This window comes from Anabaena sp. AL09 (genome assembly GCF_001672255.1).
GTDB lineage: Bacteria > Cyanobacteriota > Cyanobacteriia > Cyanobacteriales > Nostocaceae > Dolichospermum > Dolichospermum lemmermannii.
In genome coordinates this window covers 16,046-41,841 of the sequence record NZ_LJOQ01000035.1, presented here as the reverse complement: position 1 = coordinate 41,841, position 25,796 = coordinate 16,046, and the positions used below count along the sequence as shown (strand labels likewise).

Here is a 25,796-nt window from a genome sequence, read left to right as displayed (position 1 = left end):
AACCTACGAATACGAAGCGATCGCGCTTTAGCCAGTCGTCTAATACGTCAAACCACCCTCTACTGGGGGCGCGTCCAACTGCGATGGTCATTTAACTAAAATCCTCGTTTTTTACTAAAATTGCCCCGTTTTTTTAAGCAGTGTTTCCACAGTTTTACTGATTTATATCATCTGCCGTGAGGAATTCAACGTTTTTTTTGACAACCCCAGCAGCCTTGCAGAAGCTAAGATTGTGAGAACTGACTACTTGACAAAGTGATCATTTCTCATATGATCGGCTACCGTTAACTAGCAATCTAGATTGTGGTAACGCAATGATTCTTAACTTATCACATTCCTCAGAGTTTGGGCTGGATATGGAACAGGAAGTTAAATATTTTCTATCCATATCAGAATTTTAACAATTGGACATAGGTTTTCTCAGAAATCTTCCTAGGGGCGCAGGCCCTGCGGCCTAAAATCCTTCAAGTTCAGGATAAAATTTCTGCTCAATTCTTTGATAACTTGCAATCCAGACTGCTTCAGTGGCAGACTTGAGAAAGATAGTCCAAGGCAGTTTAATGACCGTATCAACAACAATTAACAAAAGCGAGAACCTCCTCTCTCAAAAGGTTCTTGGTTCACGTCGGTTTAGTAACTACTGGTGGGCAAGCATTGTAACTATGGGAGCCAGTGGTTTTTTCTTAGCTGGTATCTCTAGTTATCTCAAAGTTAATTTACTCATAGTTACTGATGCAACACAACTAATATTTGTCCCTCAAGGATTGGTGATGGGACTATATGGTTCTGCTGGCTTGCTATTAGCTACATATCTGTGGCTCGTGGTGCTGTGGGATTTAGGCGGCGGTTATAATCAGTTCAATCGGGAAACGGGGACATTAAAAATCTTTCGTTGGGGGTTTCCAGGGAAAAACCGTCAAATCCAAATTGATGGCCGGATTGCAGATGTACAATCTGTCAGGATTGTGATTAAAGAAGGTCTGAATCCTCAACGTGCTTTGTATCTTAGGGTTAAGGGTAGAAGAGATATTCCCCTCACACGAGTAGGTCAACCGTTATCTTTGGCAGATTTGGAAACCCAAGGTGCGGAATTAGCTCGTTTTTTAGGAGTATCTTTAGAAGGACTCTAGGAATTTTGGATTTTGGATTGGTGAACAATAAGATCCATAACATAAGATCCCCGACTTCTCTAAGAAGTCGGGGATCTGGGGATCTAAGGAATAATTGGCCAGAAAAGATGAAGATATTTTGTTTAATGCAGTCACTAACAATGCGGTTAAAATTTCCACAATTTTTTGTAGTTCTGTTGATGATTGGCTCTTTGACTTTGGGAGGATGTACTGGTAGTACAACATCTTCTAATTCATCCCCAACGGCAACGACTACCAGTGCTACTACTAGCGCACAAACAGTACCAGAAACTGTTAGTGAGAGTATTCCTGGAACCAAAGGTTTACCACGCCTTGAGGGTAAAGCTACGGTGGTGATGACGGTGAAGCGTGGAGAAGTCGTTAACCCCCAATCAATTACAATTGAAATAGATGGCACAAATGCACCAATTACTGCGGGTAATTTTGTGGATTTGGTTCAAAAAGGCGTTTATGACGGTTTAGCATTCCATCGTGTTGTGCGTGAACCTCAACCTTTTGTGGTTCAAGGTGGAGATCCCCAAGGTAAAGATCCGAAATTTCCCGAAAATAGACTGGGAACAGGTGGTTTTATTGATCCTAAAACTGGGAATGAGCGCCGGATACCGTTAGAAATTAAACCAAAAGGCGCAAAAGAGCCTATTTACAGTAAAACAATTACTGAGAAGCCTGTATTACAGCATAAGCAAGGGGCGATCGCTATGGCTAGATCACAACCAACTGATTCTGCTTCTGCTCAATTTTACTTTCCTTTAGCAGATTTATCGTTCTTGGATGGTAACTATGCCGTGTTTGGTAATGTTACCAAAGGTTTTGAGGTAGTGAACAAAATCGAGCAAGGCGATCGCATTGTATCGGCAAAAGTTACTCAAGGCGCGGAAAATCTAAAAACTGCTCCATAGTTTAGTTGTCAGTTGTCAGTTGTCAGTTGTCAGTTGTCAGTTGTCAAAATAATTGATAACTAGTACAATACGGCGTAAGTTAAGCAACCATTAAAAATCCATGAAAAGCTTATACCATCTACTTTTTAATTTTTAATTGTTAATTTTTAATTCCGCCCTGCGGTACTAGCCTAAAGTTGTTTCGTAATTTTACAAGTATTCTTACTCCTGACTTCTGACTCCTTCTTCATGTATTTTTATATAAAATCTAAAATTGGTTAGAGTTGTTGTGACTGGGATTGGTTTAGTTTCCGCTTTAGGTAAAAGCTTGGAGGCTAGTTGGCGAGATTTACTATTAGGAAAAACGGGAATTAAATTACATCAACTATTTCCAGAATTGGGAATAATTCCCCTGGGATTAATTGCTGAAAAACCCTCTTTATTAAATACACTCACGGAAATAGTTGTTAACTCAGCTTTACAAGATGCTCAATTAATAACACCTTTACCTGATTGCGCGGTCGTAATTGGTTCTAGTCGGAGTTATCAAGCATCTTGGGAGATCATGGCGCGACAGATGTATCAGGAAGAGGCAGAATTAAACTTAGATAATTGGTTAAATACTTTACCTCAGATGAATGCGATCGCTGTAGCGCGACAAATTGGGGCAACAGCAGCAGTTTTAGCCCCAATGGCGGCTTGTGCAACGGGAATTTGGGCGATCGCTCAAGCTACAATGTTGATCAAAACTGGGCAATACCAACGAGCAATTACAGGGGCAATAGAAGCACCCATAACCCCCCTGACAATTGCCGGATTTAGGCAAATGGGGGCTTTAGCCAAAACAGGAGCTTATCCCTTTGATTTGCAGCGAGAAGGCTTGGTACTAGGTGAAGGTGGTGCTGTTTTGATTCTCGAATCTGCGGAATTAGCCACCCAAAGACAAGCCAAGATTTATGGAGAAATATTAGGTTTTGGCTTGACAGCAGACGCATATCATGGAAATTCACCAGAACCATCAGGTAAAAGTGCAATCATGGCAATTAAGCAATGTTTAGAACGTAGTCACATTTCACCCACAGACATAGACTACATTCACGCTCATGGTACAGCTACCCAGTTAAATGACCGCATTGAAAGTAAAATTATTCAACATTTGTTTTCACCAAAATTAGCGATTAGTTCCACAAAAGGTAGCACAGGTCATACATTAGGAGCATCTGGAGCTTTAGGTGTAGCATTTTCACTTATGGCATTGCAAAATCAAATTTTACCTCCCTGTGTAGGACTTCAGCAACCAGAATTTAATTTAAATTTCATCACATCAGCACAAGAAAGTAAAATTCAGCAAGTGCTATGTTTTAGCTTTGGCTTTGGGGGACAAAATGCCGTGATAGCTTTGGGAAATTAAGGATTAATTATGAAAGAACTGGAACTACTAAAAAACTTATATTCTCAAGATTTAGAAACTAGAAAAAACTGGTATTCTCATGTAGCAGAAGTCTATAATAAATTCAGACCTCGCTATCCACAAGAAATTATTAATGGTGCTGTAGAAGTAGCTCAACTTTCCACCAAAGCCAATATTCTAGAATTAGGTTGTGGACCGGGAAATGCAACTTTAGCATTTGCTCAATTAGGTTTTTCTATGATTTGTTTAGAACCAAGTTTAGCAGCTTGTAATTTAGCAAAACAAAATTGTGTAATCTATCCACAGGTGGAAATTCAGCAAACAACCTTTGAAGAATGGGAACTAGAAACCGGAAAATTTGATGCTGTTTTAGCAGCAACTTCTTACCATTGGATTAATCCTGAATTTGGTAATAGCAAAATTTCTCAAGCTTTACGGAATCATGGTAATTTAATTTTGCTGTGGAATATGACACCGCAACCAGAATATGAAATATATCAAAATTTTCGGGAAGTTTATCAAAAGTATGCTCCACTTTTAGACAGATATGAAGATATAGAAACTCAAAAAGAGATAGTGCAAGCTTTAGGACAAAAAGCCATTGATTCAGGTAAATTCAAAAATTTAGTTTCCGAACAAGTTGTCTGTAGAGTTAATTATTATATGGATGACTTTTTACTGCTTTTAAGCACCTATACACAATACCTAAAACTAGATATAGAAACCAGAACTTGTTTATTTACAGCATTACGAAAAAAGATCGAAGATCATTATGGAGGAAATATCCAAATTACCTATATCTCAGCTTTTCAAGTTGCGAAAAAAGCCTAAGCAGACTGTAGCTAAAAACTTTATACAGATAAAAATCTTGATGCGTCTGGGTTGTAGGTTTATTCAGCAAACCCTATGTAGAGAAGTTACTGGGAAACATCTCTACATTTTGAGTAATATGAATGTTAAATTATTTACTCACCTTCTACCAAAGCGCGATATTCATCTGCTGTCATAGCGTCTTCTATTTCAGCAGCATCATTAGTACGTACTTTAATTAACCAACCTTCTCCATAGGGATCTTCTGCTATATCTTCAGGAGAGTCAATTACAGCTTGATTCCGTTCTATGACAGTACCGCTGATTGGTGAATTCAGGTGTTCTACGGCTTTTACTGATTCAATTGTACCAAATTGGTCATTTAGAGTGATAACATCATTAATTTCTGGCAGTTCCAAAAAAACAATATCACCTAATTGATCAACAGCAAATTCGGAAATACCGATAGTAGCAATGTCGCCATCTAGACGAACATATTCATGGGTGTCTAAGTATCGCAAATCCTGGGGATATTCAAAAGACATATCACTTTCTCTGTTAAAAAAATAGTGTTACAACAGTAACCTAAACCACATTATTCCTCAAAAACCGCAAAGATTATCAGTTAGGAACACGATTCTTTGAGCGATAAAATGGGCGTTTTACAACTACCGCAGGATAAGCCTTGCCGCGAATTTCCACATCTAGCTGCTGCTTGAGGGTTGCTAACTGGGTGGGAACATAAGCTAAGGCTATGGGATAACCAAGCGTAGGTGAGAGAGTACCACTTGTTACTTCGCCTACCACCTGATCTGATGATAATACGGGGTAGCCGTGGCGAGCAATATTTCGTCCTTGTGTTTGCAAACCTACGAGTTTACGGGACATTCCTTGGGCTTTCTGCTGTATTAAAACTTCCCGACCAATGAAATCACCTTTAGTATCTAAATGTACTAACCAACCCAAACCAGCTTCTAGCGGTGTGGTGGTATCATCAATATCTTGCCCATAAAGTGCCATTGCCGCTTCTAAACGCAATGTATCTCTACAACCAAGTCCGCAAGGCACAACACCAAGATCATATAAACTCTGCCACAAATCTATACCCACTGATGAATCTACCATCACCTCAAAACCATCTTCGCCAGTGTACCCTGTCCGGGCGAGGAATGCGTGTTTTCCGAAAATGGTTGTTTCTAAATGCCCAAAAGCCTTAATAGGTGATAAGTCTGCTGAAATTAAGGATTGCAGAGAATGAGTAGCTGTTGGGCCTTGAACAGCAATTAAGATTTTATCCTGTGACAGGTCTTGAAATTTAACTACATCAAGATCAAGATGTGCCAATAGCCATTGTTTGTCTTTGTCGGTAGTTGAGGCGTTAACAATGATGACTAAATTTTGCTTACCAGCACTGTCTGTATCCTGGTAATAAATAATGATGTCGTCAATGATTCCGCCCTGGGGGTTAAGTAAGACGGTATATTGCGCTTGTCCAGGCTGTAACCGACTTAAATCGGAAGGAACTAAATACTCAAGTTGGGAAATCAGGTTTTTACCTTGGAGGGTAAATTTGCCCATGTGAGAAATATCGAACATTCCCGCAGTATTTCTGACAGCGTGGTGTTCTTGGGTGATACCGCTGTATTGTATGGGCATTTCCCAGCCCCCAAAGCTGGTGAATCTGGCTTTGAGTTCTACACCCATTTGATATAAAGGGGTTCGCGTCAGAGATTGGGAGGCAGCGCGGTCTTGGGGGTTTCCTCCATGAGCGACTGCCGACAGGGGAGTATTTTCTTGATTAGCCACAGGTGGTTATTTATATTTACTTGGGATAGCACCTCAACATTTATCTATCCTACGGGATTGCTGGTAATTTAGCAGAGAATTACTTCTGCATCCTTCCTGCGGTTTAATGATTAATAGTGGAATTGTTGAGATTTATTAAGCAAAGATTATGAAGTATCGCTCAATATTAGCTAGTCTGATTTTAGCCTTAGTGTTGTTTGTGTTTCCCTTATCAGCGCAAGCTGCAAGCTCTTCGAGTGTAACTAATTCTCTTACTAACAAGGGAGTCGGAGGGAAGGACTTTTCTGGACAAAGTTTAATTGGGATTGAGTTTACAAGTGTGAAATTAGAGAATACTAATTTTAACAATGCTGATTTACGTGGTGCTGTATTTAACGGTACTTTACTGGATACTGTGAATTTTCACGGTGTAGATTTTAGTCAAGGTATTGCTTATTTATCAAGATTCAAAAATTCTGATTTAAGTGATGCAGTTTTTACAGAAGCCATGATGTTGCGTTCCACTTTTGATCAGGTTGATGTTACTGGTGCTGATTTTACCAATGCAATTCTAGATATGATACAGGTAAAAAAAATCTGTATTAATGCTAGTGGTGTAAATTCTAAAACAGGTGTAGATACTCGTGCATCTTTAGGATGTAAGTAAAACCCCAGGGTTATGAATTTTAGTCTCACGCCAAGGCGCAAAGGTAAGAGCTTTAAAGGTTAAACGTTTGAAAAAGCCTTGATTCGTAGGTTGGGTTGAACAAAGACCAAACCCAACTTCAGGCACTAAGTAGGTGAACAGAATAAAACCAATCTGTGTAAAGAAAAGTAAAATCGCCCAAAATCTCTTCACCCTTGCCTCAAGCCTAGTGCCATAACGACAATTTTCAATGCTAACCTACTTAAAACCAAAAAATGCGTTGGGTTGCGCTGTCGCTTAACCCAACCTACGAACAATGGCGAAGGTATTAATATTCAGTGCATTTTTAATAGAATTGGTATAAAAATCCGATAAAAAGATTTTTAACACTGTTATGAATAATTCTTTTTTTGCTTATTGACTTTTATTCTTAAAAAGGCTAAGGTTTTTCATGGCAATAATTGCCAGTAATTCGCAAAAATATTCTAATTGGAGTTAAAAAAATGACAATAAATAAAAAGGGATTTTGGGGGATTAGTGGAGGGCTGTTAGCCTTGACGGGAATGGCTTTGAGTGGTTTGGGTTCTATGCAAATAGCCATAGCTAACCCCTTGAAAAATCAACCAGCACCACGCTTAGTTGCTCAGAAAATGAACCCTTTAACTATAGTTTTTCCTAGTCGTTCTGATTCCACAGACTTGCAAAATAAAGCTAATAATGTGGCTGCTTTTTTATCTCAGGAGTTAGGGATACCTGTTAAAGCGCAAGTAGGTGATGAGACAGCCGCAGTAGAAGCTTTAAGAGCAAATCGGGCTGATGTAGCGTTTTTAAGTAGCCGTCCGGCTTTAAAGGCTGAACAATTAGCAAATTCTCGGTTATATTTGGCTGAAGTTCGCAAAAATTACTCTGGTAGGTATACTTATAATTCTATTTTTGTTGTTCCCAATAATAGCCAATTAAAAAGTAAAAATTCTCCAAAAGCAACTTTAGAACAACTCAGAGGAAAAACTATTGCTTTTACTTCTCCAACATCTGGTTCTGGGTTTCTTTTTCCTGTAAGTGAGTTAGTTAAACAGGGTTTTGTCCCTAACCGCGATCGCTTGGATAGCTTCTTTGGTAAAGTTAGTTATGGTGGAAATTATAGTAAAGCCTTAGATGCTGTAGTTAGAGGTCAAGCAGATGTAGCGGTAGTCTCAGAATATGCTCTTTTCCCTCCCTATTTGGCGGCTGAGAATAGAGATAAAGTCAGGATATTACATAAAATTTCTGGTGTTCCGGCTCATGGTATTGCGATTGATGATGATGTCCCAGTTATCATTAGAGAAAAGCTAATTAATGCTTTATTAAAGTTAAACAAATCCGAAAACAATCAATTACTAAGCAGTTTATATAATTCCACAGAATTGGTAAGAGTTGATCATAATCGTCATCTTCAACCAGTTAAAGAAGCGTTAAAAAATGTAGGGATTGAATAAGTAGGGGCCCAACCCCCTGTGGTTGCCCGAGTCCAACCCCCTGTGGTTGCCCCAAATACCGGGGTAGGCACGGGGGCGCTACCCCTACAGAGAACTCCAAATCTTTTATATAATTAATTTTGCCTGCCTACTTAATACTTTAAAGGTGAGCATTCAGAATTAAGAATATTGCCAATATAATTCTTAATTCTGACAAAATTATCATTTTCTGATGAAATTTTCACAAAACTAACCATGACTCCTTCCTCTGAAGTAATTACAAATTATCATTTATCTAAAAGTAACGTGAATTTTATTGAATGTTGTCATTTGGAAACAGGTTATATTGCATCTCTACACCGGCCAATTTTAAATAATATTAATTGCCAAATTAATCAAGGTGAATTTGTCGTATTGTTAGGATTGAATGGGGCAGGTAAATCAACATTATTGAAATCACTTGTGGGTTTAGTTCCCTTAGTTAAGGGAGAAATTACAATTAATGGTGTTTCTGTGGGTGATCAAAACTTACCGCAAATTCGTCGAGATGTGGGAATGTTATTTCAAGGAGGGGGATTAATTCGCCAATTATCAGCAATTGATAATGTTTTATGTGGAAAATTGGGAGTGAGAAAGACGAGACAAACTTTATGGGGATTTCCGCAATGCGATCGTACATTAGCCTTAGAATTATTAATACAATTAGGTTTAAAAGAACAAATATATCAAAAAACTAGTCAATTGAGTGGTGGACAACAACAAAAAGTAGCAATTGCTAGAGCATTAATGCAATCTCCACAAATACTTTTAGCCGATGAACCTACCACAGGTTTAGATGTGGTAGCCTCACAACAAGTCATGGCAACTTTATCAGAATTGCATCAACAAGGATTAACTATTATTACCGTTTTACATGATTTAGCACTAGCTACAGAATACGCTCAAAGGGCGATAATTCTAGATAGTGGAAAAGTAGTTTATGATGGTAAATGTGAAAATTTACAAGCGCAATTTTCATCACATATCATTTAAGAAAGTTGAATTTATATTTAGTTATTAAAAACAATGAAAAAAATTTCTAATTCACAAATTTTTCATCGTTATCCTTGGTTTATTCCCTCACTTGTATTTCTATTGATGATAGGAGTTTACATTTGGGCATTACAAGGATTAAAAGTTGATCTTAAATTATTAAAAGATAGCTTTCCTTTCATAATAGACTTTATTTCTCGGTTATTTCCTCCCAACTTACAAGTTTTAGATATTGCTATTAAAGGATTAATTGAAACCGTGCAAATGTCTGTCTGGGGAACATCCCTAGGTGCAGTTTTATCATTACCAATTGCCATAGCCAGTTCTAATAATATCGCCCCTTTATGGCTAAGATGGATAGCAAACCTACTGCAAAATGCTGTTCGTTCCGTACCTTCAATGATCTTAGGTTTAATCTTTGTTGCTGCTACAGGTTTAGGCGCACCTGCTGGAACATTGGCATTGGCAATATATACTATTGGTTATCTTGCTAAATTTTATCAACAAGCAATAGAATCTGTAGATCATCGTTCCTTAGAATCTTTACAGGTAATTGGGGCATCGAAAATACAAATTGTCCAGTATGGGATATTACCCCAAATATTACCTTTAGGATTAGGTTACACCCTATGGATGTTTGAATATAATATTCGTGCTGCTTCGGTTTTAGGAGTAGTTGGTGCTGGGGGAATAGGGTTTCAATTAAAAAGCTATATAGATGGTTTTGAATATACCAAAGCCACAACCATGATGTTAGTGCTATTAGTAGTAGTCACAGTTATTGACTGGTTTAGTAGTAAGTTACGCCGATATTTAGAGTCAATCTAGTCTTAATCTCAATGATCACTTTCCTAGATTTAAGACTATTCTTCCTTCTTTCTTCTTCTTTCTTCTTCCTCCTGACTCCTGACTCCTGACTCCTGACTACTTATTAATAAAATCCCAAATAGCTTCAGCAACAACCCCAGCACAAGTTTCTGGTAAATTACTTTCCCCATGAGCAATATTATGTAACTGAACTTGAGGAATTAATCGAGCATAAGTATTACTTTTTGATATAGCAGTTTTTGTATCTTGACTACCTTGTAAAATCAAACAGGGAACTTTAATTTCTGGTAAGTGGTTTTCTAATAATTCTGCTTCTATTTCTGGTTTCTTGCGGTTAAAAAGTAATTGACAAGCCGTAGAGGATTGTAATAATTCTCTTCTTAATTCTAAATCTTTAACAATTCTTTCTTCCCAACCAATCAATCTCATCAGCGGCAGAATGAAGCGTAAAAATTTAATTATCAATGGTGAACAGTTAAATAACCGCCGTCTTTTTTGCCATTCCTTTTTTTGTCCTTTTGCTGCGACACCCTCCGGCGCTAACAATATTAAACCAGATATTTGCTCTGGATATTTTAAAGCATAACTAGCCGCAATCCAACCACCAAGAGAATTACCAACTAAATAGACTTTTTCTAATTTCAAAGCTTCTAAAAAATCAGCTAAACACTGGACTTGCAAATCTATAGAATGGTGAATATTAGGATTTGCTGATTCACCAAAACCTAGCAAATCTGGTGAGAAGCAATGGATATTTTTAGCCAATAGTTCCATTATCGATACCCATTCACTGCCATCATTCCATGCACCATGTAGAAAAATCATGGGTATTCCTGTACCAACTTCACGCCAAAACAGTACCCCTTGACTAAGTTTGATTCGGGAGTTACGAAATAAAAGATTCATTTTAATTTACTAATTTAGTTGTCTAAGTTGGGCAATTTTTAATTATAGACTTTGGATTTAATTTTCAAACCCAAAATCTTTCATCTTTGATATTTTATGCAAGTGTTGTTAAGCCATTTAAATAGTCTTGCAACTGACGAAAATGATCATGAGACATATCTGGTTTTGGTAAAGAACTAGGAGGAAAAGCTTGAATTTCCATGACTTCTAAGGAATCTGTTATTGCCATTTTTCCCTGAACTTCGACTTCAACAGTAATACAGATAGAATGAATCCGAGGATCACGATTTGGTGAAGAGTAAACTCCCACTAAACGGCGAATTGTGACCACTTCTAGCCCTGTTTCCTCCATCAATTCCCGACGGACTGCATGAGGAACATCTTCTCCCCAATCCACCATACCACCAGGCAATGACCAACGACCATCATCCTTTCTTCTAATGAGAACAATCTGACCATCAGGTAAAATGGGGATAATACTTGTACCAGTAATGGGGTGGCGGAATATAATACCCAGTACCGTTTGTCCAAAGTGCCATAAGCCCCGTGTGGACTGAATTATTGGTTTAAAAACAGCCAAAATTTTCAAATTTAAAATTGCTTTATTGTATTTTATATATTTTTAATTCAATCATGTTGTTTCTGCAATCTGGAAAATTATTTCTTCTAATGTCCTTAATAATTCTTGCTCATTATATGGTTTGGAAAAATAGGCTTTTGCCCCTAATTGCATAGCTAACTGACGATGTTTACTACTACTACGGGAAGTTAACATGGCTACAGGAATATTTCTTAACTCTGTATTGTTATTAATCCGCTCTAAAAAGCTATAACCATCAATACGGGGCATTTCAATATCACAAATTACCGCTTGCACTTGTAAACCACTTTCCAGCTTTTCTAAAGCTTCTTGACCATCTTTAGCTTGTTCTACTTGATACCCACCTTTTTCGAGAGTTAGGGCGAGGTAACGGCGGACATTAATGGAATCATCAACAATTAAAATTACCCCTTTTTGGCGGCTAGGTTGTTTGACAGTTGCTACTTTTGGCGGTTTGAGGAATGCAGTTTGTAATCTAGTTGTTGGTAATTTATTACTGATATGGGGACGTTCACCTGTTGTAATCCATAAGACTAAATCATTAGTATTAATCAGGGGAACTACTCGACCATCACCAAGAATTGTACAGTTATTAAACCCACTGGGAAGGGGAATATTACCTTCTACTTGACGAATAGCTACCTCTTGCTCACCCCAGCAGCGTTCTACTTGAACTGCGACCTGTTGATGATCATGTTTGACTATCAATACACTTATAGCATTAATGATCGGCAAAGTTTCTAATTCCAGGTTATTGTAGCGGGAGCAGTTAAACTCAAAGTAACTATTTAGACGCAGCAATGGTAATTGATGGTTTTGCCAGTTAATAAATTCTTTGCCGTCTAGGAAGAAGATTTGCTCCTGTTCTAGGAGGAAAATTTCCTCGATTACGTCTGTAAAAAATGCTAACACTAAGCGATCGCTCTCAACCAATAAAACCCGCGCGACTGACAAGGTAAATGGTACTGATAAAGTAAATTTCGTCCCCACTCCGGCTTGGGTGTCAACATTCACATCTCCTCGCGCTAATTTCAGGTTATTACGGACTACATCCATGCCTACTCCCCGACCAGATAAAGCTGTTACCTGTTCCGAGGTGCTAAATCCTGGCTCAAAAATCAATGATAGTAGTTCTTCATCACTAGCGCTCGCCAATAAAGAATCATCCAAACCCATTTTTGAAGCGCGGTGACGAATTTTTTCTAAAGAAATACCTTGACCATCATCACGGACAGTAATAATTGTGCGATTACTATGATAAACTGCCTTCATTTCAATCAACCCTTGTTCGGGTTTTCCTTGAGTTCTACGAGTAGTAGAATCTTCAATTCCATGATCAAAAGCATTGCGTAACAAGTGCATTAAAGGCTCATTTAAAGCCTCTAAAATACCTCTTTCAATTAAAGTATTTCCACCTTCAATTTTCAACTGCACATTTTTTCCATATTCAACATTTAAATCTCTAATAGCTCTAGGAAAACGTTCCACTAAATCAGAAAAAGGACGCATTCTCACCTGAGTTAATTGTCTTTGCAATTGTTTAGAAGTTTTATTCAGTTTTCGCGCTATTTGGTCTGTATCATCCACACTTAATTGGATATCACTGGTAACTTCTGCAACTTGGACAATAGTTTCCATGACATTTTGAGATAAAAGATTCAATTTTTGATAGCTATCTTGTTCTATAAAATTATTTTCTGTTCCTTGATTACCATGATTAGCTGATTCCTCTACCAGATGATTATGAGTTATCATTTTTGCATAAGCTGTTCGCAGTTCTTGATTTTCTTGATCAAGAATTTGGACTCTTTGACTAAGATTACGCACCAATTTACGTAATCTTTCCATTTGCACATTTAACCCATTACGTTGAATAATCACTTCTCCAAACAAATCATTAATTTTCTCTAAATGTTTACTGGGAACTCTAACTGTATTTTCCTGATTTTCTCTTTCTTTAGGAAATAAATGAATATCAGTTTTGCGTTCGGTATATTTGTAATCTATTGGCAGATTCTCTGAAGCCAATCCGCTATCAGCACTAACAAAATCAGCACTTTCTGGAGATAATTCGACATTTTCTAATAATTGAAAATCAGAAATAGTTGATTTATTTAATAAATAATCCTGTTTATTTAATGGCTCAGAAAGATTATGATTAATAACTTCACCAAAATCAATTTTTGTTGGTAAATTACCTCGAAGATTGCTTAATACTAAAGTTTGAGATTGTCGCCATGCTTTTAATGCTAAATCAGCAATTTCCACAGCACTATCAGGATCAGTTTCTAAGTAATGACTAACTGATTGACATAGTTGGGTAAATTCCGTTAATTGCAGCATTTCTCCTAACCCACCTAACTCAGTTGCCATCATTACTAACTCTGCTCTTAAACCCGATTTGTTACTATTTTTTAATCTAGCTTCTAGGTGTCGTAAATACTCTTCAACTTCAGTTTCAAATAATAAAGGAATAATTTCTGGATCATCTTCTGATGATAGTAAAGTTGTGATATCTTCTGGGGTAGGTTCACCTAAACGCTCATAAAGTTCGTCAAAAATTGGGTAACAAAATTTTCCTAACCAACTATCATCTAAATCATTACCCTTGGCCAGTAATTCCACAATCTGTCGCAACCAATCAACACTAGATAGTAATAAACTTTGTAAATGAGTATCAAGTTCCAAGGAATCTTTCTGAGTCTTTAAAACTTTAAAAGCATCTTCCAATTTATGAGCTAAATCACTTAATACCCGAAATCCCATCATAGCTGCTCCACCTTTAATAGAATGAGCGGCTCGCATAGCAGCATTAATATGTTCTAGTTCGATGCGTTTACTGGTGTCAATTTCCAGTAATATTCCTTCTAAAGTATTGAGATAATCAGTTGCTTCTTCCAGAAATTGCATCTGGATTTCTAATTCTTTATCTTTCGTCATTAGTCATTAGTCCTTAGTCATTAGTTATTAATTCAGAACAAATGAGAATATCAATTAGGTGGAAAAGTCTCAATAGTATCTTTTAACTCCTGAGAAATATCTACTACTTTTTGTAAAGATTGGGAAACCTCAAGAGAATTATCACTATTACGGGCTGATATAATAGTAATATCCTTAATAGTTTGACTAACAATTTGTGATGTTTGGACTTGAGATGTAGTAGAAATCAAAATTGACTGAACTAAGGTATTTATTTGCTGTGATCCATTAACAATTTGTTGTAAACTATGTTTGGCATCTTCGATAATATGGCTACTTTGGGTAACTTGATTAGTTCCCATGATCATTGTTTTTAATACTTCACCAGTTTCTCGTTGAATTTTCTCAATTATTTCCTCAATTTCTTGAGTTGCGGCTGCACTTCTGGCGGCTAATTCTCCTACTTCTTCAGCTACTACCGCAAACCCTTGACCCTCTTCCCCAGCTCTTGCAGCTTCAATTCCGGCATTAATTGCTAATAGATTAGTTTGCATAGCAATTTGATTAATTACAGAAACTACACGGGAAATTTGTTGGGAAGATTCTCCTAACCGTCTGACTTTTTTAGCTATTTCATCAACTGTTTCTTGGACAGAGAAAATATTTTGCAATGTTAAATCCATCGCTGCTTCAGTTTTAGTAGCCCTATGGTTAACATCATTAACAATGGTAACAGCTTGTTGTGCTATATCAGCTATAGATTGAATAGCAATAGTCATATTGTCAATGGTTTCTAAGCTTAGGTGTATTTTTTCAGGTTCGATAATTGCTTCTGTTGTGAATTTTTCCAAATAAACATTTACTTCACCAATAGCTTGTTGAATTTGATTGACAATTTGCTGAATACTATTCTGAAAATTCTGGAGTTCTGAAGTGTCTTGATTAGTGTTTGTCTGACTATGTGCTTTTAATCTTTTTATCTCTACTAGTAAATGGGATTGTTCTAAAGCATAGCCAATTTGTGTAGCAATTTGGGTCAAAAAATTAATTTCTTCAGATTGCCAAATATGAGAATTATGGCAATGATGAGCAATCAAAAATCCTTGAATTTCTCCATGACTTAAAATTGGTGCTGTTAAACTGCTTTGCACAGAAAATTTCTTTAACCACTCGATATAACTACTCGTTAAACTTGACTCTTGTTCAATATTTGATATTGCCTCAAATTGACTATTTTTACCAAGTTCTCGCCAGTGGGAATCATTGTTATATCCACCGAGCATTTTTTGGCAATCATCAATTACTGATTCAGCAATTACCTTAACAGCTTGGGTTTTTCGATGCAGTTTATAAACGATGACTCTGTCTGTTTTTAGAACTTGACTAACTTCGGAAATGGCAGTTTGATAAATAACCTCAGACTGAAGATCTAGACGAATTTTTCTAGTAATTTCTAGGAGTAATTTTAGCCATTCAATTTCTTCTTCTTGTTCCTCTTCTTTATTAAATACATCTAAATGTATTTGCTCTTGAATTTCCTTAGAGGATGTTATAGATGTACTAAAAATTTTAGAATTAATCCACTGACTTAACCAAGCTATAAACAACGTCATCAATAATGCAATTAATGGTGTTGTACTAGCAATTAATGTCAAAAATTCTCTCTGCGGCTTAAAGGCAATTGCTGCATCTTTCGCCACAAGTAACTGCCAATTGATATTCGGTAAACCTGATAATATTGGCAATGGTACATAACTAATTAGTTCATGCTTTTGATTATTTTTGGATCTGGCTGTAAATGTATCAATATTTTTCGCATTCAAAACATTAGTTAAACTAGGATATATACCTATCAACTTCTCACCAAATAAATTTTGATCGGAACTAATTAAAATTCTTCCTGTTCCATCTAAAAAATAATATTGATTAGTCTCATCTATATAACCTTTTATTACTGGTTCTAAAGCCTTTACAGGCATACGGGTTCTGACTATACCAATAGTATTACCCCGCACTGGATCTTTAATTGGTGCAGCTATATAAATTACTGCGCCTATATTTTTAACTATTTCTGCTTGACTAATAATAGGAGTATTTTGTTTGATTACTTCTTGAAAATAGATCCGTTGTTTTTCGGAAATTAAAGATTCTCCGGCTGATTGAATAATCACTTTTCCATTAAGATCAAATACAGCGACACTATCATAAACCTTAACAGTTTTCATCAAGCGATCCAAGGATGCTTGTGTTTCTATATTAATGATGCTGACATCAACTTTACTTGTTTTGCTAGATTTTTCTGATCCGGCTTTGTTTCCGGAATTAGGAGGACTTAAAAAAGATATACCAGATAATACTTGAATATCTCCATAACGTTGTCCAATAAAATTATTAACTTTATCACTCAAGTTAATTGCTTTAGTTTCTTGGGATGTAATAATTTGCTTTGTAATTAATTTGCTCCCAAAAAGATAAGCGATCGCCCCAATTCCCAAAACTGGTAAAGTACCAATAGCTATGGATAAAATTATAGCTTTTGTACTCAATTTAAATTGTCGTAAATATCCTATTCCCTGATGCCACACCCTATTATAACTAGAATTTTCTCCTCTAATATCAACAACTTTTGCTGAAGAAATTAAAGATGCGTTATTTTGAGAATTGCCACTTTGTTTGATATCAGTTTTATTCAACATATATTCCTCACACCACATCTATAAAATAAAAAAATTACCCCTTCTTCCGAGTATTAATTATTAGTTAATACCAAGAATATCCGAACGTAAAATATGCAGTGCATCTAATACCAATAAAATTTCTTCCTGTTGCACCACACAACCACACAAGTAAGGTACTAAACTAGATGCTACTTGTCCTACGGGAGAACGAATATCATCAGCAATAAACTTAGTTGTGCCTTTAATTTCTTGGACAACTAAACCCAAAATCATTGATTCTATTTGAATAACAATGATATTATACTGACGCAACCGATGATCGAGACATTCTAAATTAAACATCTTAGGTAAATCAACTACCCAAATTATATGACTGCGCCAATTCATCAATCCTAATATACAAGCGGGCATATTCGGAATAGCTGTAACCGATGTCACAGGTACAACAACTGCTTCTTGAGTATGAGCAATGGATAAAACAGCACCAGTTTGTTGATTAAGTTGAAATTTAAGATAGCCATTTTCTCGGCTGTTGTATACGGCTGCTTGATGATTAAAGTCAATGTGTAATTCTTTCATGGGCGAGTATTATGAACATTAATTTATGGGGTTATATAGCAATACCTTTGCTGTTTTTTTGTAAAATATGTAAAATATATGTCTAAAATCACTCTGCTATGTTTTGATCAATGAGTATAATATACACAAAAAAGCACTATCAGGATTTAATTTTCCTGAGTGCTTTTAATTTGGCTATTTATTTAAAAGTGCGGATAAAAGGACTTGAACCTTCACTCCTTTCGGAACTAGAACCTAAATCTAGCGCGTCTGCCAATTTCGCCATATCCGCATCAATACCTTACCTTAGCACAATAAAATATTTATGGCAATAGGTAAAAATACAAAATTTAAAATCAGGGTATGGGGTATTGCTCTACATCACAGCTACACGAGGTAGACGGTGCTTGAAGCCGCAAAGAATTTCCCAAGAAATGGTATTGAGGCAATTTGCCCAATCATCAGCGGATATTTGTTCTTTTCCCTGTTCTCCTAGCAAAGTGACGATTTCCCCTTCTTGCAAATCGGGGATGGAACTCACATCTAACATAATTTGATCCATGGTAATTGCGCCAATTTGTGGCACACGCTGTCCACGGATTAACACCTGCATTTGGTTAGAAAGATGACGAGGAACTCCATCGGCATAACCAATGCCAACTACAGCCAGACGCATTTCTTGAGGAGCAATAAAATGATGACCATAACTAACTCCAGTTCCTGCGGCTATGGTTTTAACTTGGGTAACTCTAGCTTTGAGTTGTAAAACGGGTTGCAGTTTGATGTGATTTTGTAAGTGATTAGCAGGATAAAGCCCATAAATGGCTAAACCTACCCGCACCATATCATAGTGTAATCTTGAATCTGCCAGGGTAGCGGCTGAGTTGGCTAAATGTAAACTGGGAATTGTGATCCCTTTAGCTTTGATGTGGGCGATCGCCTCTTCAAATCTGCTATGCTGTTCCATCATCACCGTAGCGTCGGGACTATCTGCTGTTGCTAAGTGAGAATAAATACTGGCAATATCTAAATGGGGTAATCCTTGTACCAACTGCACAAACTCCGCCGCTTGTTGCCAATTAGTGCCTAATCTAGACATTCCCGTATCTAATTTGATATGGACAGATAAAGAAGAATTATAGTTAATAGTTTCTAATGTGTTGGAAAATTCTAAAGCTTGCTTAGGACTACACAGTGTGGGCTGAAGTTGCCAATGAGCGATCGCCTGAATTTGCTCTGGCGTGTTGGTTGCCCCTAAAATTAAAATCGGGGCTTTAATGCCATCTTCCCGCAATTGAATACCTTCAGGAACAGTCGCCACACCTAACCAACCAGCACCCGCTTCTAAGGCAGTTTTAGCAACTGCTACCGCCCCATGTCCATAGGCATCCGCTTTGACAACTGCCATTAATTGGGTGCGTGGTGATAAAAACTTGACCAACTGCTTGACATTATCAGACAACGCCCCTAAATCAATTTCTACCCAAGCCCGCTGAGAAAACCAAGCATAAGTATCACATTCCTGATTGTCAGCAAAAATCGGGGTTTGCTTGCGACTTAACATTGCACTTCACTCCTATCACACCACCGAAAAGCTTCTCACATCCCCTAGAAGCTATATCACTTTAATCAGGAAGTTTAACTTTGATCCGGTAATTTATACAAGATAGTAGCACGAGCAATATTATTAGTGTGTCTGAATACTCAATAATTTTTGTAATTATTATAAGATAGTTCTTCCTTATCAGTTTCATCATAACAAATTTGAAATCAAAAGTCAACCCCTAAATCCTCTTTTATGGCGATTTTAGGTAAATAAGATCCCGGACTTCTTTAAGAAGCTCAGATTCTCAGTCAAGCATCAAAGTATAAATTATTCTCATATCCCCAGCGGAGTATATTTGTGTTAATATGTGTAAAACTAATACCTTGAGCGCAGATTCATGAGGAAGGTTTTAGTCCTGAACGCCTCTTACGAACCGCTCAACATCACCAGTTGGCGACGTGCCACCGTGTTGTTGATTAAAGGCAAAGCTGAACGCTTAGAATACAACGGTAAATTCCTTTACTCGGATTTTCCCATGCCGACCGTGATCCGGTTGCGCCACTATGTCCGCGTTCCTTATATGGAAATTCCTCTCACTCGGCGAAATATCCTGCATCGTGATAGCCATACCTGTCAATACTGTGGTCACACAGGGGACGGGTTAACTCTAGATCATGTGATACCGAGATCACGAGGAGGTGGAGATACCTGGGAGAATATTACTACTGCTTGTGTACGCTGCAATATCAAAAAAGGCTGTCGTACACCTCAAGAAGCCCGAATGCCTTTACGTCATTTACCCCGTCAACCTTACAGTAGTCTCTACTTTGAGGTAACGAAGCATCTGAAAAGTGGACTTCACCAGGAGTGGCAAAAGTATGTCATAGGTCTTTGACATTACCCAAAATTAACTACAAAAGTTCAGGTCAAAATTCACCTGTAGATATATCCGTTTGACTAAATAAAGTCAATGATAGTGACTACAAGTAGGGGTTTCACTTGCTTTTGATGAGTATTTATTACAGCTTATGGCAAGTTTCCACTAAGCTGATATTTTCATGTCCGCAGCATCAAACAACCTTAATTTCCAGAATTGGCGTTTTGTTCTTTAAAAAACGATATATAGATAGATTTTGTTCTTAACTGATAATTTGTTACAATTATAAGTGGATGACTTGCCAGCTAGAAATTGAGATGTCAATTTGCACACGGAATGTCCAAGATAACACAAGTCAAATAAATATTCAAGATAATTATCAAATTTTTTTCATAAAAATCTGCATATTTGTTTAGACAAAATCACAAATTATGAGGTTGTATATAACCCAAGAGGTAAAGCATACCTGATTTTCAGCATCTCTGTAGCACTTGAGGTAGATGTAATAGATCCTTGACTCATGCTATTGACAAAAATAAACCGCCCGACAAAGTGCCAAGACAATTAATTTTAGATTTTTGCCAAGTCTCATGTAGCTTTACAAGCGCATTATTGCTTGGATTATGCCTGAATGGATAACCCCACTTTCCCCGCTTAAAAATACAGTTACTTATGTACGTGAATTATCCGGCTTCTCAATTTGAGAGTTTATCATTGACCACAGATCCGCATCCAGAGGAAATAGAGAAAGAGAAAGAGAAAGAGAAAGAGAAAGAGAAAGAGAAGGAGAAAGAGCTAATTGAGCTTCCACCTTTAACCCGGACTTCCTTATCATCCTCTAATGGTGATGGAGGTATCTATTTAGTTCAGCGTGGCAATTCTCTAGCATCTCAAAAATCAGAAGAGTTACAGAAAACGCTGCTTGCACATCGCCATGAACGTCAATTAGTGATTTTACAGGATTTTCCCGATCCTGATGCTCTTTCTTGTGCTTGGTCTTACCAACTAATTGCCCAACAGTATGATATTAAGTGTGATATTGTTTACGCGGGAACTTTAAGCCATCAGGAAAATATTGCTTTAGTTAAGCTAACTAATTTACCTGCTCAACGCTGGACGATGCAAACTTTAAAAAATAAAGATTTGTCGTCTTATCAAGGGTTTGTGTTAATTGACAACCAGGGAACTACATCTCAATTATTACCAGCAATCCAACAAGCGGGAATTCCCCTGATAGTGCTGGTGGATCATCATAGTTTACAAGGGGAACTCAAGTCAGAATTTGTTGATGTTCGTCCTTACGTACGAGCTACAGCCACAATTTTTACTCAATACTTACAAGCAGGATTATTAACTTTAGATAACAGCATTAGCCAGCACGTTAAATGTGCTACAGCGTTAATGCACGGTTTGCGCTCAGATACAAATCGGTTGATGCAAGCCCAAGAAGAAGATTTTATGGCTGCTGGGTATTTGAGCAGGTTTTATGATGCTCAGTTACTAAATGCTATTTTGCAAGCAAATCGTTCTAAGCGGGTGATGGATGTGATCGAGCGATCGCTTAAAAACCGCATCGTTCAAAATAACTTTTCCATAGCTGGTGTTGGTTACTTGCGCTATGATGACCGGGATGCAATTCCCCAAGCGGCTGATTTTCTGGTGACGGAAGAAAATGTGCATACCGCAGTAGTTTATGGAATCGTTCATGATGAAGATGACGAACTAGAAGTAGTGATAGGTTCTCTGAGAACCACAAAACTTACTTTAGATCCTGATGAATTTATTAAAGAAGCCTTTGGACAGGATAGCACTGGGCGATTTTTTGGTGGTGGAAGAACAGGTGCGGGAGGCTTTGAAATTCCCATGGGTTTCTTATCTGGTGGTAATGAAAATTCGGCTTATGCCAAAATCAAATGGGAAGTTTTCGACGCACAAATCAAACAGAAATTATTGAGATTGGTGAATCCTAGAGATAATCCAATTTAGTCTTGAAACCGGATTAAAAGACTTGATTGATTTAGGGTTTAGCAGTGCTGAACCCATGCAAATGAATTTAGCTTTTGCTGTCAAAGAAGCAGGTATAAATTTGGTACAATTTAGAAATATGCCAAAGACTTGAGGAGTAAGTTTTGGAAAGTGCTTATAAGTTTGTTAAGTTATAATCAAGAGATGCACTGGGAATGCCAATAATACCTTTTGAATTTCTCATTTCCAGACGGCCTGTTTCATTACAAGCAAAACCAAAAGGACTGAATGAATGGAAAAATTTTGTTCGTTCTGAAGCCGAAAAGTTTTGGAAAGGTGACAGTCCAATTAAAGGATCTTATCTACAGCTTACGCTAGTTTACATTTGTAGTGATGATTCTCCACCTGATACTGATAACATTATCAAACCAATACAGGATGCACTTATAGGCTTAGTTTATGAAGATGATAATTTAGTATTAGATGTAGATAGTCATCGTCGGTTTATGTCAGATCCGATTGATATAACAAATTTACCTTTATTATTGCGGGAAGGTGCCATCATTGGCGAAGAGTGTGTTTATGTCAAAGTAAGTGAATCTCAACCATTGGAACAATACTTATGATAGACAATACTAAAAGTTTACGTGATGATAAAGTTGAATCTTTGATCAAAAAGTATCGTGATGAAGGATTTACAGTTATACAAAACCCGAAGGCGGATCAATTACCCTTTGATTTGGATAACTATCAACCCGATATTCTTGCTACTAAAAATCAAAATGAATCTGGTTTAATAATTGAAGTAAAAACCAGCATTAGTCCAGTTTCAGTTGAGCGTTTACAATCTGTAGCGGAAGAAATTAGTAGACATCCGGGCTGGCGTTTTTTATTGGTAACACTTGAAGATATAGAAGCCGAATCATTACCTGGAACATCGGAAGAACTACCTTCCTGGGAAGAACTAATTGACCATTTTAGTCAAGTTAGCAAGCTTATTGAAAATAATAATATTGAACCTGCTTTTCTTTTTCTCTGGAGTGTTTTTGAGGGAGCATTAAGAAAAAGAGCAGTTGATGTATCAATTCCTGTTGAACGTTTACCAGTCATAAGATTGCTAAGAACAATGTACTCTTTAGGAGAGTTATCAATTTCTGAATTTGATAGTATTCAAGCTTGTCTTGAACAGCGCAACCGACTTGCTCACGGATACATTCAAAAGCTAAATTCACAGGTTTTACTTACGTTTATAATGTTAGCTGTTAAGTTATTGATAGAATGGATTCCTAATACATCTGCAACCCAAAAAATAGCAGTTCTAGCGGTTTTCAGGCAAATTATGGCTAGTATTCGGGAAACTGCATCACAAGAATATCATAAAGTTATGGAAATAGTTGCTTCTAACTTAAACAACGTACCAACAGAAATAAAGGATAGAACACTGGCAGTTATTAAGGAGATTTCGGAACAAGAAGGATTAACTAATAATTTCAATGATTTTCAACACTTAATTTATGAGTCTTGCGATCTTTCTACTGAATCTAAAAATCAACAGGTAAACAAAAATGAAATAATTTTAGATGATAACGCACAAATAGCACTTGATGCTTTACCAACTCAAGAAAAAGAAAAGATTAGTCATGCTATTAGTTATCTAGAAAAATTTCCTGATTGTTCAGAAATTGAAGTTTCTAAACTAAATTCAAGCTCAGATAATGATTTTATTGCGAAGGTAGGCATATATCGAATCATTTTTGAAGTTCAACCTGAAAAAGTAACTATTATTGATATAGTTAATTACAAACGGATTGAAATGTTATATGGATTATTAGCAAAGGCTAAAATATGAGAGATCTAGATTCTTTTGATATAGATATTAATATGAAATTACTAATTTTACCCTCTTCTTTGCGCCTTTGCTCCTTTGCGTCTTTGCGCGAAACAAAAATCATATAAAAACACCCAACTAAAAACATGGAACTATACTTAATTCGTCATGGTATCGCCGAAGAACATCAACCGAACCTAAAAGACGAAGAACGACAACTCACCCCAGAAGGACGACAAAAAACCGAGAAAATAGCTCAAAAATTACTAAAGCTAGAATTACACTTTGATCTAATTCTCACCAGTCCCCTAGTCCGCGCTTACCAAACAGCAGAAATACTCATTACTGCTGGACTAAGTTCCCAATTAGAAGCATCAGATCATCTTAGCTTTGATGGTAATATTCAAAATTGGCTGCAAGAATGGCTTAAACCTAGAAATTATCCCCAAAAAACCCGACTAGCATTAGTCGGTCACGAGCCTAATTTAAGCCATTGGGCAGAAATTCTCCTGTGGGGAGAAGCAAAAGAGAGCCTCATCCTCAAAAAAGCAGGTATGATGGGAATAAAACTACCAGATGATGGTTCAGCTTGGGGTCGTAGTCAAATGTTTTGGTTGACACCACCCAAGTACCTGCTGTAATAGTTGTTACATCTGCAACTTTTGTGGTGAAAATAGTCTCTGGTGAGTTAGCGTGAGCAGATATTTTACAAAGTAAATGGTGTTGCCATGACGGTATGCGAATACAAGCCTGGTTTAGAAGGTATTCCCGCAGCCCAGTCGAGTATTAGTTATGTAGACGGGCAGAAAGGAATTCTAGAATATCGTGGTATCAGGATTGAGGAATTAGCCGAAAAAAGCACATTCCTAGAAACTGCATATCTGTTAATTTGGGGTGAGTTACCAACTCAGGAAGAACTGAAAGAATTTGAGCATGAAGTTCTCTTCCACAGACGCATCAAATACCGCATTCGGGATATGATGAAATGCTTTCCTGAAAGTGGTCATCCGATGGATGCTCTTCAAGCTTCTGCTGCTGCTTTAGGTTTATTTTATTCTCTTAGGGACTTACATAATCCGGTCTACATTCGTACCGCCGCTGTCCGTTTAATAGCGACTATTCCCACGATGGTAGCAGCGTTCCAGTTAATGCGGGAAGGTAATGATCCAGTTAAGCCCAGAGATGATTTAGGCTATGCGGCTAACTTCCTGTATATGCTCAACGAGAAAGAGCCTGATCCTTTAGCCGCTAAAATCTTTGATATCTGCTTAATTCTTCATGTTGAGCATACAATGAATGCTTCTACCTTTAGTGCTAGAGTAACAGCGTCAACCTTAACCGATCCTTATGCAGTAGTTGCCAGTGCTGTAGGTACTTTAGGTGGACCATTGCATGGTGGAGCGAATGAAGAAGTAATTCAGATGTTAGAAGAAATCGGTTCTGTAGAAAATGTTGTCCCTTATGTGGATAATCTTCTGCAACGCAAAGCTAAAATTATGGGTTTTGGACATCGAGTTTACAAAGTCAAAGACCCCCGCGCTACAATCTTACAAGGCTTGGCAGAGCAGTTGTTTGAGAAGTTTGGCTATGACGAATACTATGAAATTGCCGTGGAAATGGAACGGGTAGTTTCGGAAAAACTGGGTGACAGAGGGATTTATCCTAATGTTGACTTTTATTCCGGTTTAGTGTATAGGAAAATGGGAATTCCTACAGACTTGTTTACACCAGTATTTGCGATCGCTCGTGTAGCAGGTTGGTTAGCACACTGGAAAGAACAACTGGTAGAAAACCGGATTTTCCGTCCTACCCAAATCTACAACGGTCTTCACGAAATCGCCTACACTCCCATTGACCAACGTTAACTAACAAATAAATTAACTCTAGATTTTGGATGTTCAATTCAAGTCCTCTAGTGGGCAG

General features: G+C 37.3%; 22 protein-coding genes and 1 tRNA gene. 14 read left to right on the top strand and 9 right to left on the bottom strand.

Going from position 1 to position 25,796, the window contains the following annotated elements:
- Positions 1-560: 560 nt before the first annotated feature.
- The 4 genes from AN490_RS06015 (at position 561) to AN490_RS06000 (ending at position 4,271) form a co-directional block, all read left to right on the top strand.
- Positions 561-1,130 carry a photosystem I assembly protein Ycf4 gene (locus AN490_RS06015; protein WP_300000872.1) on the top strand — a complete coding sequence of 190 codons (570 nt, stop codon included), beginning with the start codon at positions 561-563 and terminating at the stop codon, positions 1,128-1,130.
- Between the two features lie 140 nt (positions 1,131-1,270).
- On the top strand, positions 1,271-2,050 hold the full coding sequence (locus AN490_RS06010; RefSeq protein WP_300000876.1) for a peptidylprolyl isomerase: 780 nt from the start codon (positions 1,271-1,273) through the stop codon (positions 2,048-2,050).
- A gap of 253 nt (positions 2,051-2,303) precedes the next feature.
- Positions 2,304-3,440: a beta-ketoacyl-ACP synthase gene (locus tag AN490_RS06005; RefSeq protein ID WP_300000870.1), complete on the top strand. Its 1,137-nt coding sequence runs from the start codon at positions 2,304-2,306 to the stop codon at positions 3,438-3,440.
- A 9-nt stretch (positions 3,441-3,449) separates the two neighbouring features.
- Positions 3,450-4,271 (top strand): class I SAM-dependent methyltransferase, encoded by an 822-nt coding sequence (locus AN490_RS06000; protein WP_300000868.1) that lies wholly within the window; start codon positions 3,450-3,452, stop codon positions 4,269-4,271.
- Positions 4,272-4,405: 134 nt separating this feature from the next.
- On the opposite strand, the gene gcvH is transcribed toward AN490_RS06000, so the two are convergent.
- Together gcvH and gcvT are read right to left on the bottom strand one after the other, a co-directional pair.
- Positions 4,406-4,795, bottom strand: coding sequence for a glycine cleavage system protein GcvH (gene gcvH, locus AN490_RS05995; protein WP_300000866.1), 390 nt, complete (start codon positions 4,793-4,795; stop codon positions 4,406-4,408).
- A 76-nt stretch (positions 4,796-4,871) separates the two neighbouring features.
- On the bottom strand, positions 4,872-6,032 hold the full coding sequence (gene gcvT / locus AN490_RS05990) for a glycine cleavage system aminomethyltransferase GcvT (RefSeq protein WP_256380207.1): 1,161 nt from the start codon (positions 6,030-6,032) through the stop codon (positions 4,872-4,874).
- Positions 6,033-6,204: 172 nt separating this feature from the next.
- On the opposite strand from gcvT, the gene AN490_RS05985 reads away from it, so the two are divergent.
- The 4 genes from AN490_RS05985 to phnE all read left to right on the top strand — a co-directional run bounded on the left by AN490_RS05985 (position 6,205) and on the right by phnE (position 9,995).
- The gene (locus tag AN490_RS05985) at positions 6,205-6,702 is read left to right on the top strand and encodes a pentapeptide repeat-containing protein (RefSeq protein ID WP_148760357.1); all 498 of its coding nucleotides are present in this window, start codon (positions 6,205-6,207) and stop codon (positions 6,700-6,702) included.
- Between the two features lie 482 nt (positions 6,703-7,184).
- The gene (locus AN490_RS05980) at positions 7,185-8,156 is read left to right on the top strand and encodes a phosphate/phosphite/phosphonate ABC transporter substrate-binding protein (RefSeq protein WP_300000864.1); all 972 of its coding nucleotides are present in this window, start codon (positions 7,185-7,187) and stop codon (positions 8,154-8,156) included.
- 234 nt (positions 8,157-8,390) lie between these two features.
- Positions 8,391-9,167, top strand: a complete 777-nt coding sequence (locus tag AN490_RS05975; RefSeq protein ID WP_300000862.1) for a phosphonate ABC transporter ATP-binding protein — start codon at positions 8,391-8,393, stop codon at positions 9,165-9,167.
- Between the two features lie 33 nt (positions 9,168-9,200).
- Complete coding sequence (phnE, locus tag AN490_RS05970) at positions 9,201-9,995, top strand: phosphonate ABC transporter, permease protein PhnE (RefSeq protein ID WP_300000860.1); 795 nt, start codon at positions 9,201-9,203, stop codon at positions 9,993-9,995.
- Between the two features lie 96 nt (positions 9,996-10,091).
- Here phnE and AN490_RS05965 read toward each other — a convergent pair whose 3' ends face one another.
- From AN490_RS05965 to alr, 7 genes are all read right to left on the bottom strand, one after another.
- A complete protein-coding gene (locus AN490_RS05965) occupies positions 10,092-10,901 on the bottom strand; it encodes an alpha/beta hydrolase (RefSeq protein WP_300000858.1) in 810 nt (269 codons plus the stop codon).
- Positions 10,902-10,995: 94 nt separating this feature from the next.
- A complete protein-coding gene (locus AN490_RS05960; protein ID WP_300000856.1) occupies positions 10,996-11,490 on the bottom strand; it encodes an NUDIX hydrolase in 495 nt (164 codons plus the stop codon).
- A gap of 42 nt (positions 11,491-11,532) precedes the next feature.
- On the bottom strand, positions 11,533-14,442 hold the full coding sequence (locus AN490_RS05955) for a hybrid sensor histidine kinase/response regulator (RefSeq protein ID WP_300000854.1): 2,910 nt from the start codon (positions 14,440-14,442) through the stop codon (positions 11,533-11,535).
- A 50-nt stretch (positions 14,443-14,492) separates the two neighbouring features.
- Positions 14,493-17,117 (bottom strand): methyl-accepting chemotaxis protein, encoded by a 2,625-nt coding sequence (locus tag AN490_RS05950; RefSeq protein ID WP_300000852.1) that lies wholly within the window; start codon positions 17,115-17,117, stop codon positions 14,493-14,495.
- A 60-nt stretch (positions 17,118-17,177) separates the two neighbouring features.
- On the bottom strand, positions 17,178-17,678 hold the full coding sequence (locus tag AN490_RS05945; RefSeq protein WP_300000850.1) for a chemotaxis protein CheW: 501 nt from the start codon (positions 17,676-17,678) through the stop codon (positions 17,178-17,180).
- A gap of 189 nt (positions 17,679-17,867) precedes the next feature.
- A tRNA-Leu gene (locus AN490_RS05940) sits at positions 17,868-17,949 on the bottom strand.
- An 84-nt stretch (positions 17,950-18,033) separates the two neighbouring features.
- Positions 18,034-19,221 carry an alanine racemase gene (gene alr, locus AN490_RS05935; RefSeq protein ID WP_148760343.1) on the bottom strand — a complete coding sequence of 396 codons (1,188 nt, stop codon included), beginning with the start codon at positions 19,219-19,221 and terminating at the stop codon, positions 18,034-18,036.
- A 379-nt stretch (positions 19,222-19,600) separates the two neighbouring features.
- On the opposite strand from alr, the gene AN490_RS05930 reads away from it, so the two are divergent.
- From AN490_RS05930 to AN490_RS05905, 6 genes are all read left to right on the top strand, one after another.
- Positions 19,601-20,098: an HNH endonuclease gene (locus AN490_RS05930; protein ID WP_168632120.1), complete on the top strand. Its 498-nt coding sequence runs from the start codon at positions 19,601-19,603 to the stop codon at positions 20,096-20,098.
- 654 nt (positions 20,099-20,752) lie between these two features.
- Positions 20,753-22,066 carry a bifunctional oligoribonuclease/PAP phosphatase NrnA gene (locus AN490_RS05925; protein WP_300000847.1) on the top strand — a complete coding sequence of 438 codons (1,314 nt, stop codon included), beginning with the start codon at positions 20,753-20,755 and terminating at the stop codon, positions 22,064-22,066.
- 194 nt (positions 22,067-22,260) lie between these two features.
- Entirely contained in the window at positions 22,261-22,671 is a 411-nt protein-coding gene (locus AN490_RS05920; protein WP_300000846.1) for a RusA family crossover junction endodeoxyribonuclease, read from the top strand.
- Complete coding sequence (locus AN490_RS05915; protein WP_300000844.1) at positions 22,668-23,894, top strand: hypothetical protein; 1,227 nt, start codon at positions 22,668-22,670, stop codon at positions 23,892-23,894. The genes AN490_RS05920 and AN490_RS05915 overlap by 4 nt, the downstream gene beginning before the upstream one ends.
- A gap of 125 nt (positions 23,895-24,019) precedes the next feature.
- On the top strand, positions 24,020-24,514 hold the full coding sequence (sixA, locus tag AN490_RS05910; protein WP_300000842.1) for a phosphohistidine phosphatase SixA: 495 nt from the start codon (positions 24,020-24,022) through the stop codon (positions 24,512-24,514).
- An 87-nt stretch (positions 24,515-24,601) separates the two neighbouring features.
- Entirely contained in the window at positions 24,602-25,738 is a 1,137-nt protein-coding gene (locus tag AN490_RS05905; RefSeq protein ID WP_148760335.1) for a citrate synthase, read from the top strand.
- The last annotated feature ends 58 nt before the right edge of the window (positions 25,739-25,796 follow it).

Bases quoted from the DNA above. Each gene is read 5' to 3' on its own strand.
- AN490_RS05980 (WP_300000864.1), top strand. From the start codon at position 7,185: ATGACAATAAATAAAAAGGGATTTTGGGGGATTAGTGGAGGGCTGTTA.
- AN490_RS05965 (WP_300000858.1), bottom strand. From the start codon at position 10,901: ATGAATCTTTTATTTCGTAACTCCCGAATCAAACTTAGTCAAGGGGTA.
- AN490_RS05950 (WP_300000852.1), bottom strand. From the start codon at position 17,117: ATGTTGAATAAAACTGATATCAAACAAAGTGGCAATTCTCAAAATAAC.
- AN490_RS05930 (WP_168632120.1), top strand. From the start codon at position 19,601: ATGAGGAAGGTTTTAGTCCTGAACGCCTCTTACGAACCGCTCAACATC.
- AN490_RS05920 (WP_300000846.1), top strand. From the start codon at position 22,261: ATGCCAATAATACCTTTTGAATTTCTCATTTCCAGACGGCCTGTTTCA.
- AN490_RS05985 (WP_148760357.1), top strand. From the start codon at position 6,205: ATGAAGTATCGCTCAATATTAGCTAGTCTGATTTTAGCCTTAGTGTTG.
- AN490_RS05945 (WP_300000850.1), bottom strand. From the start codon at position 17,678: ATGAAAGAATTACACATTGACTTTAATCATCAAGCAGCCGTATACAAC.
- AN490_RS06000 (WP_300000868.1), top strand. From the start codon at position 3,450: ATGAAAGAACTGGAACTACTAAAAAACTTATATTCTCAAGATTTAGAA.
- phnE (WP_300000860.1), top strand. From the start codon at position 9,201: ATGAAAAAAATTTCTAATTCACAAATTTTTCATCGTTATCCTTGGTTT.
- gcvH (WP_300000866.1), bottom strand. From the start codon at position 4,795: ATGTCTTTTGAATATCCCCAGGATTTGCGATACTTAGACACCCATGAA.
- AN490_RS05955 (WP_300000854.1), bottom strand. From the start codon at position 14,442: ATGACGAAAGATAAAGAATTAGAAATCCAGATGCAATTTCTGGAAGAA.
- AN490_RS06015 (WP_300000872.1), top strand. From the start codon at position 561: ATGACCGTATCAACAACAATTAACAAAAGCGAGAACCTCCTCTCTCAA.
- sixA (WP_300000842.1), top strand. From the start codon at position 24,020: ATGGAACTATACTTAATTCGTCATGGTATCGCCGAAGAACATCAACCG.
- AN490_RS05915 (WP_300000844.1), top strand. From the start codon at position 22,668: ATGATAGACAATACTAAAAGTTTACGTGATGATAAAGTTGAATCTTTG.
- AN490_RS05975 (WP_300000862.1), top strand. From the start codon at position 8,391: ATGACTCCTTCCTCTGAAGTAATTACAAATTATCATTTATCTAAAAGT.
- AN490_RS06010 (WP_300000876.1), top strand. From the start codon at position 1,271: ATGCGGTTAAAATTTCCACAATTTTTTGTAGTTCTGTTGATGATTGGC.
- AN490_RS05925 (WP_300000847.1), top strand. From the start codon at position 20,753: ATGTACGTGAATTATCCGGCTTCTCAATTTGAGAGTTTATCATTGACC.
- alr (WP_148760343.1), bottom strand. From the start codon at position 19,221: ATGTTAAGTCGCAAGCAAACCCCGATTTTTGCTGACAATCAGGAATGT.
- AN490_RS05905 (WP_148760335.1), top strand. From the start codon at position 24,602: ATGACGGTATGCGAATACAAGCCTGGTTTAGAAGGTATTCCCGCAGCC.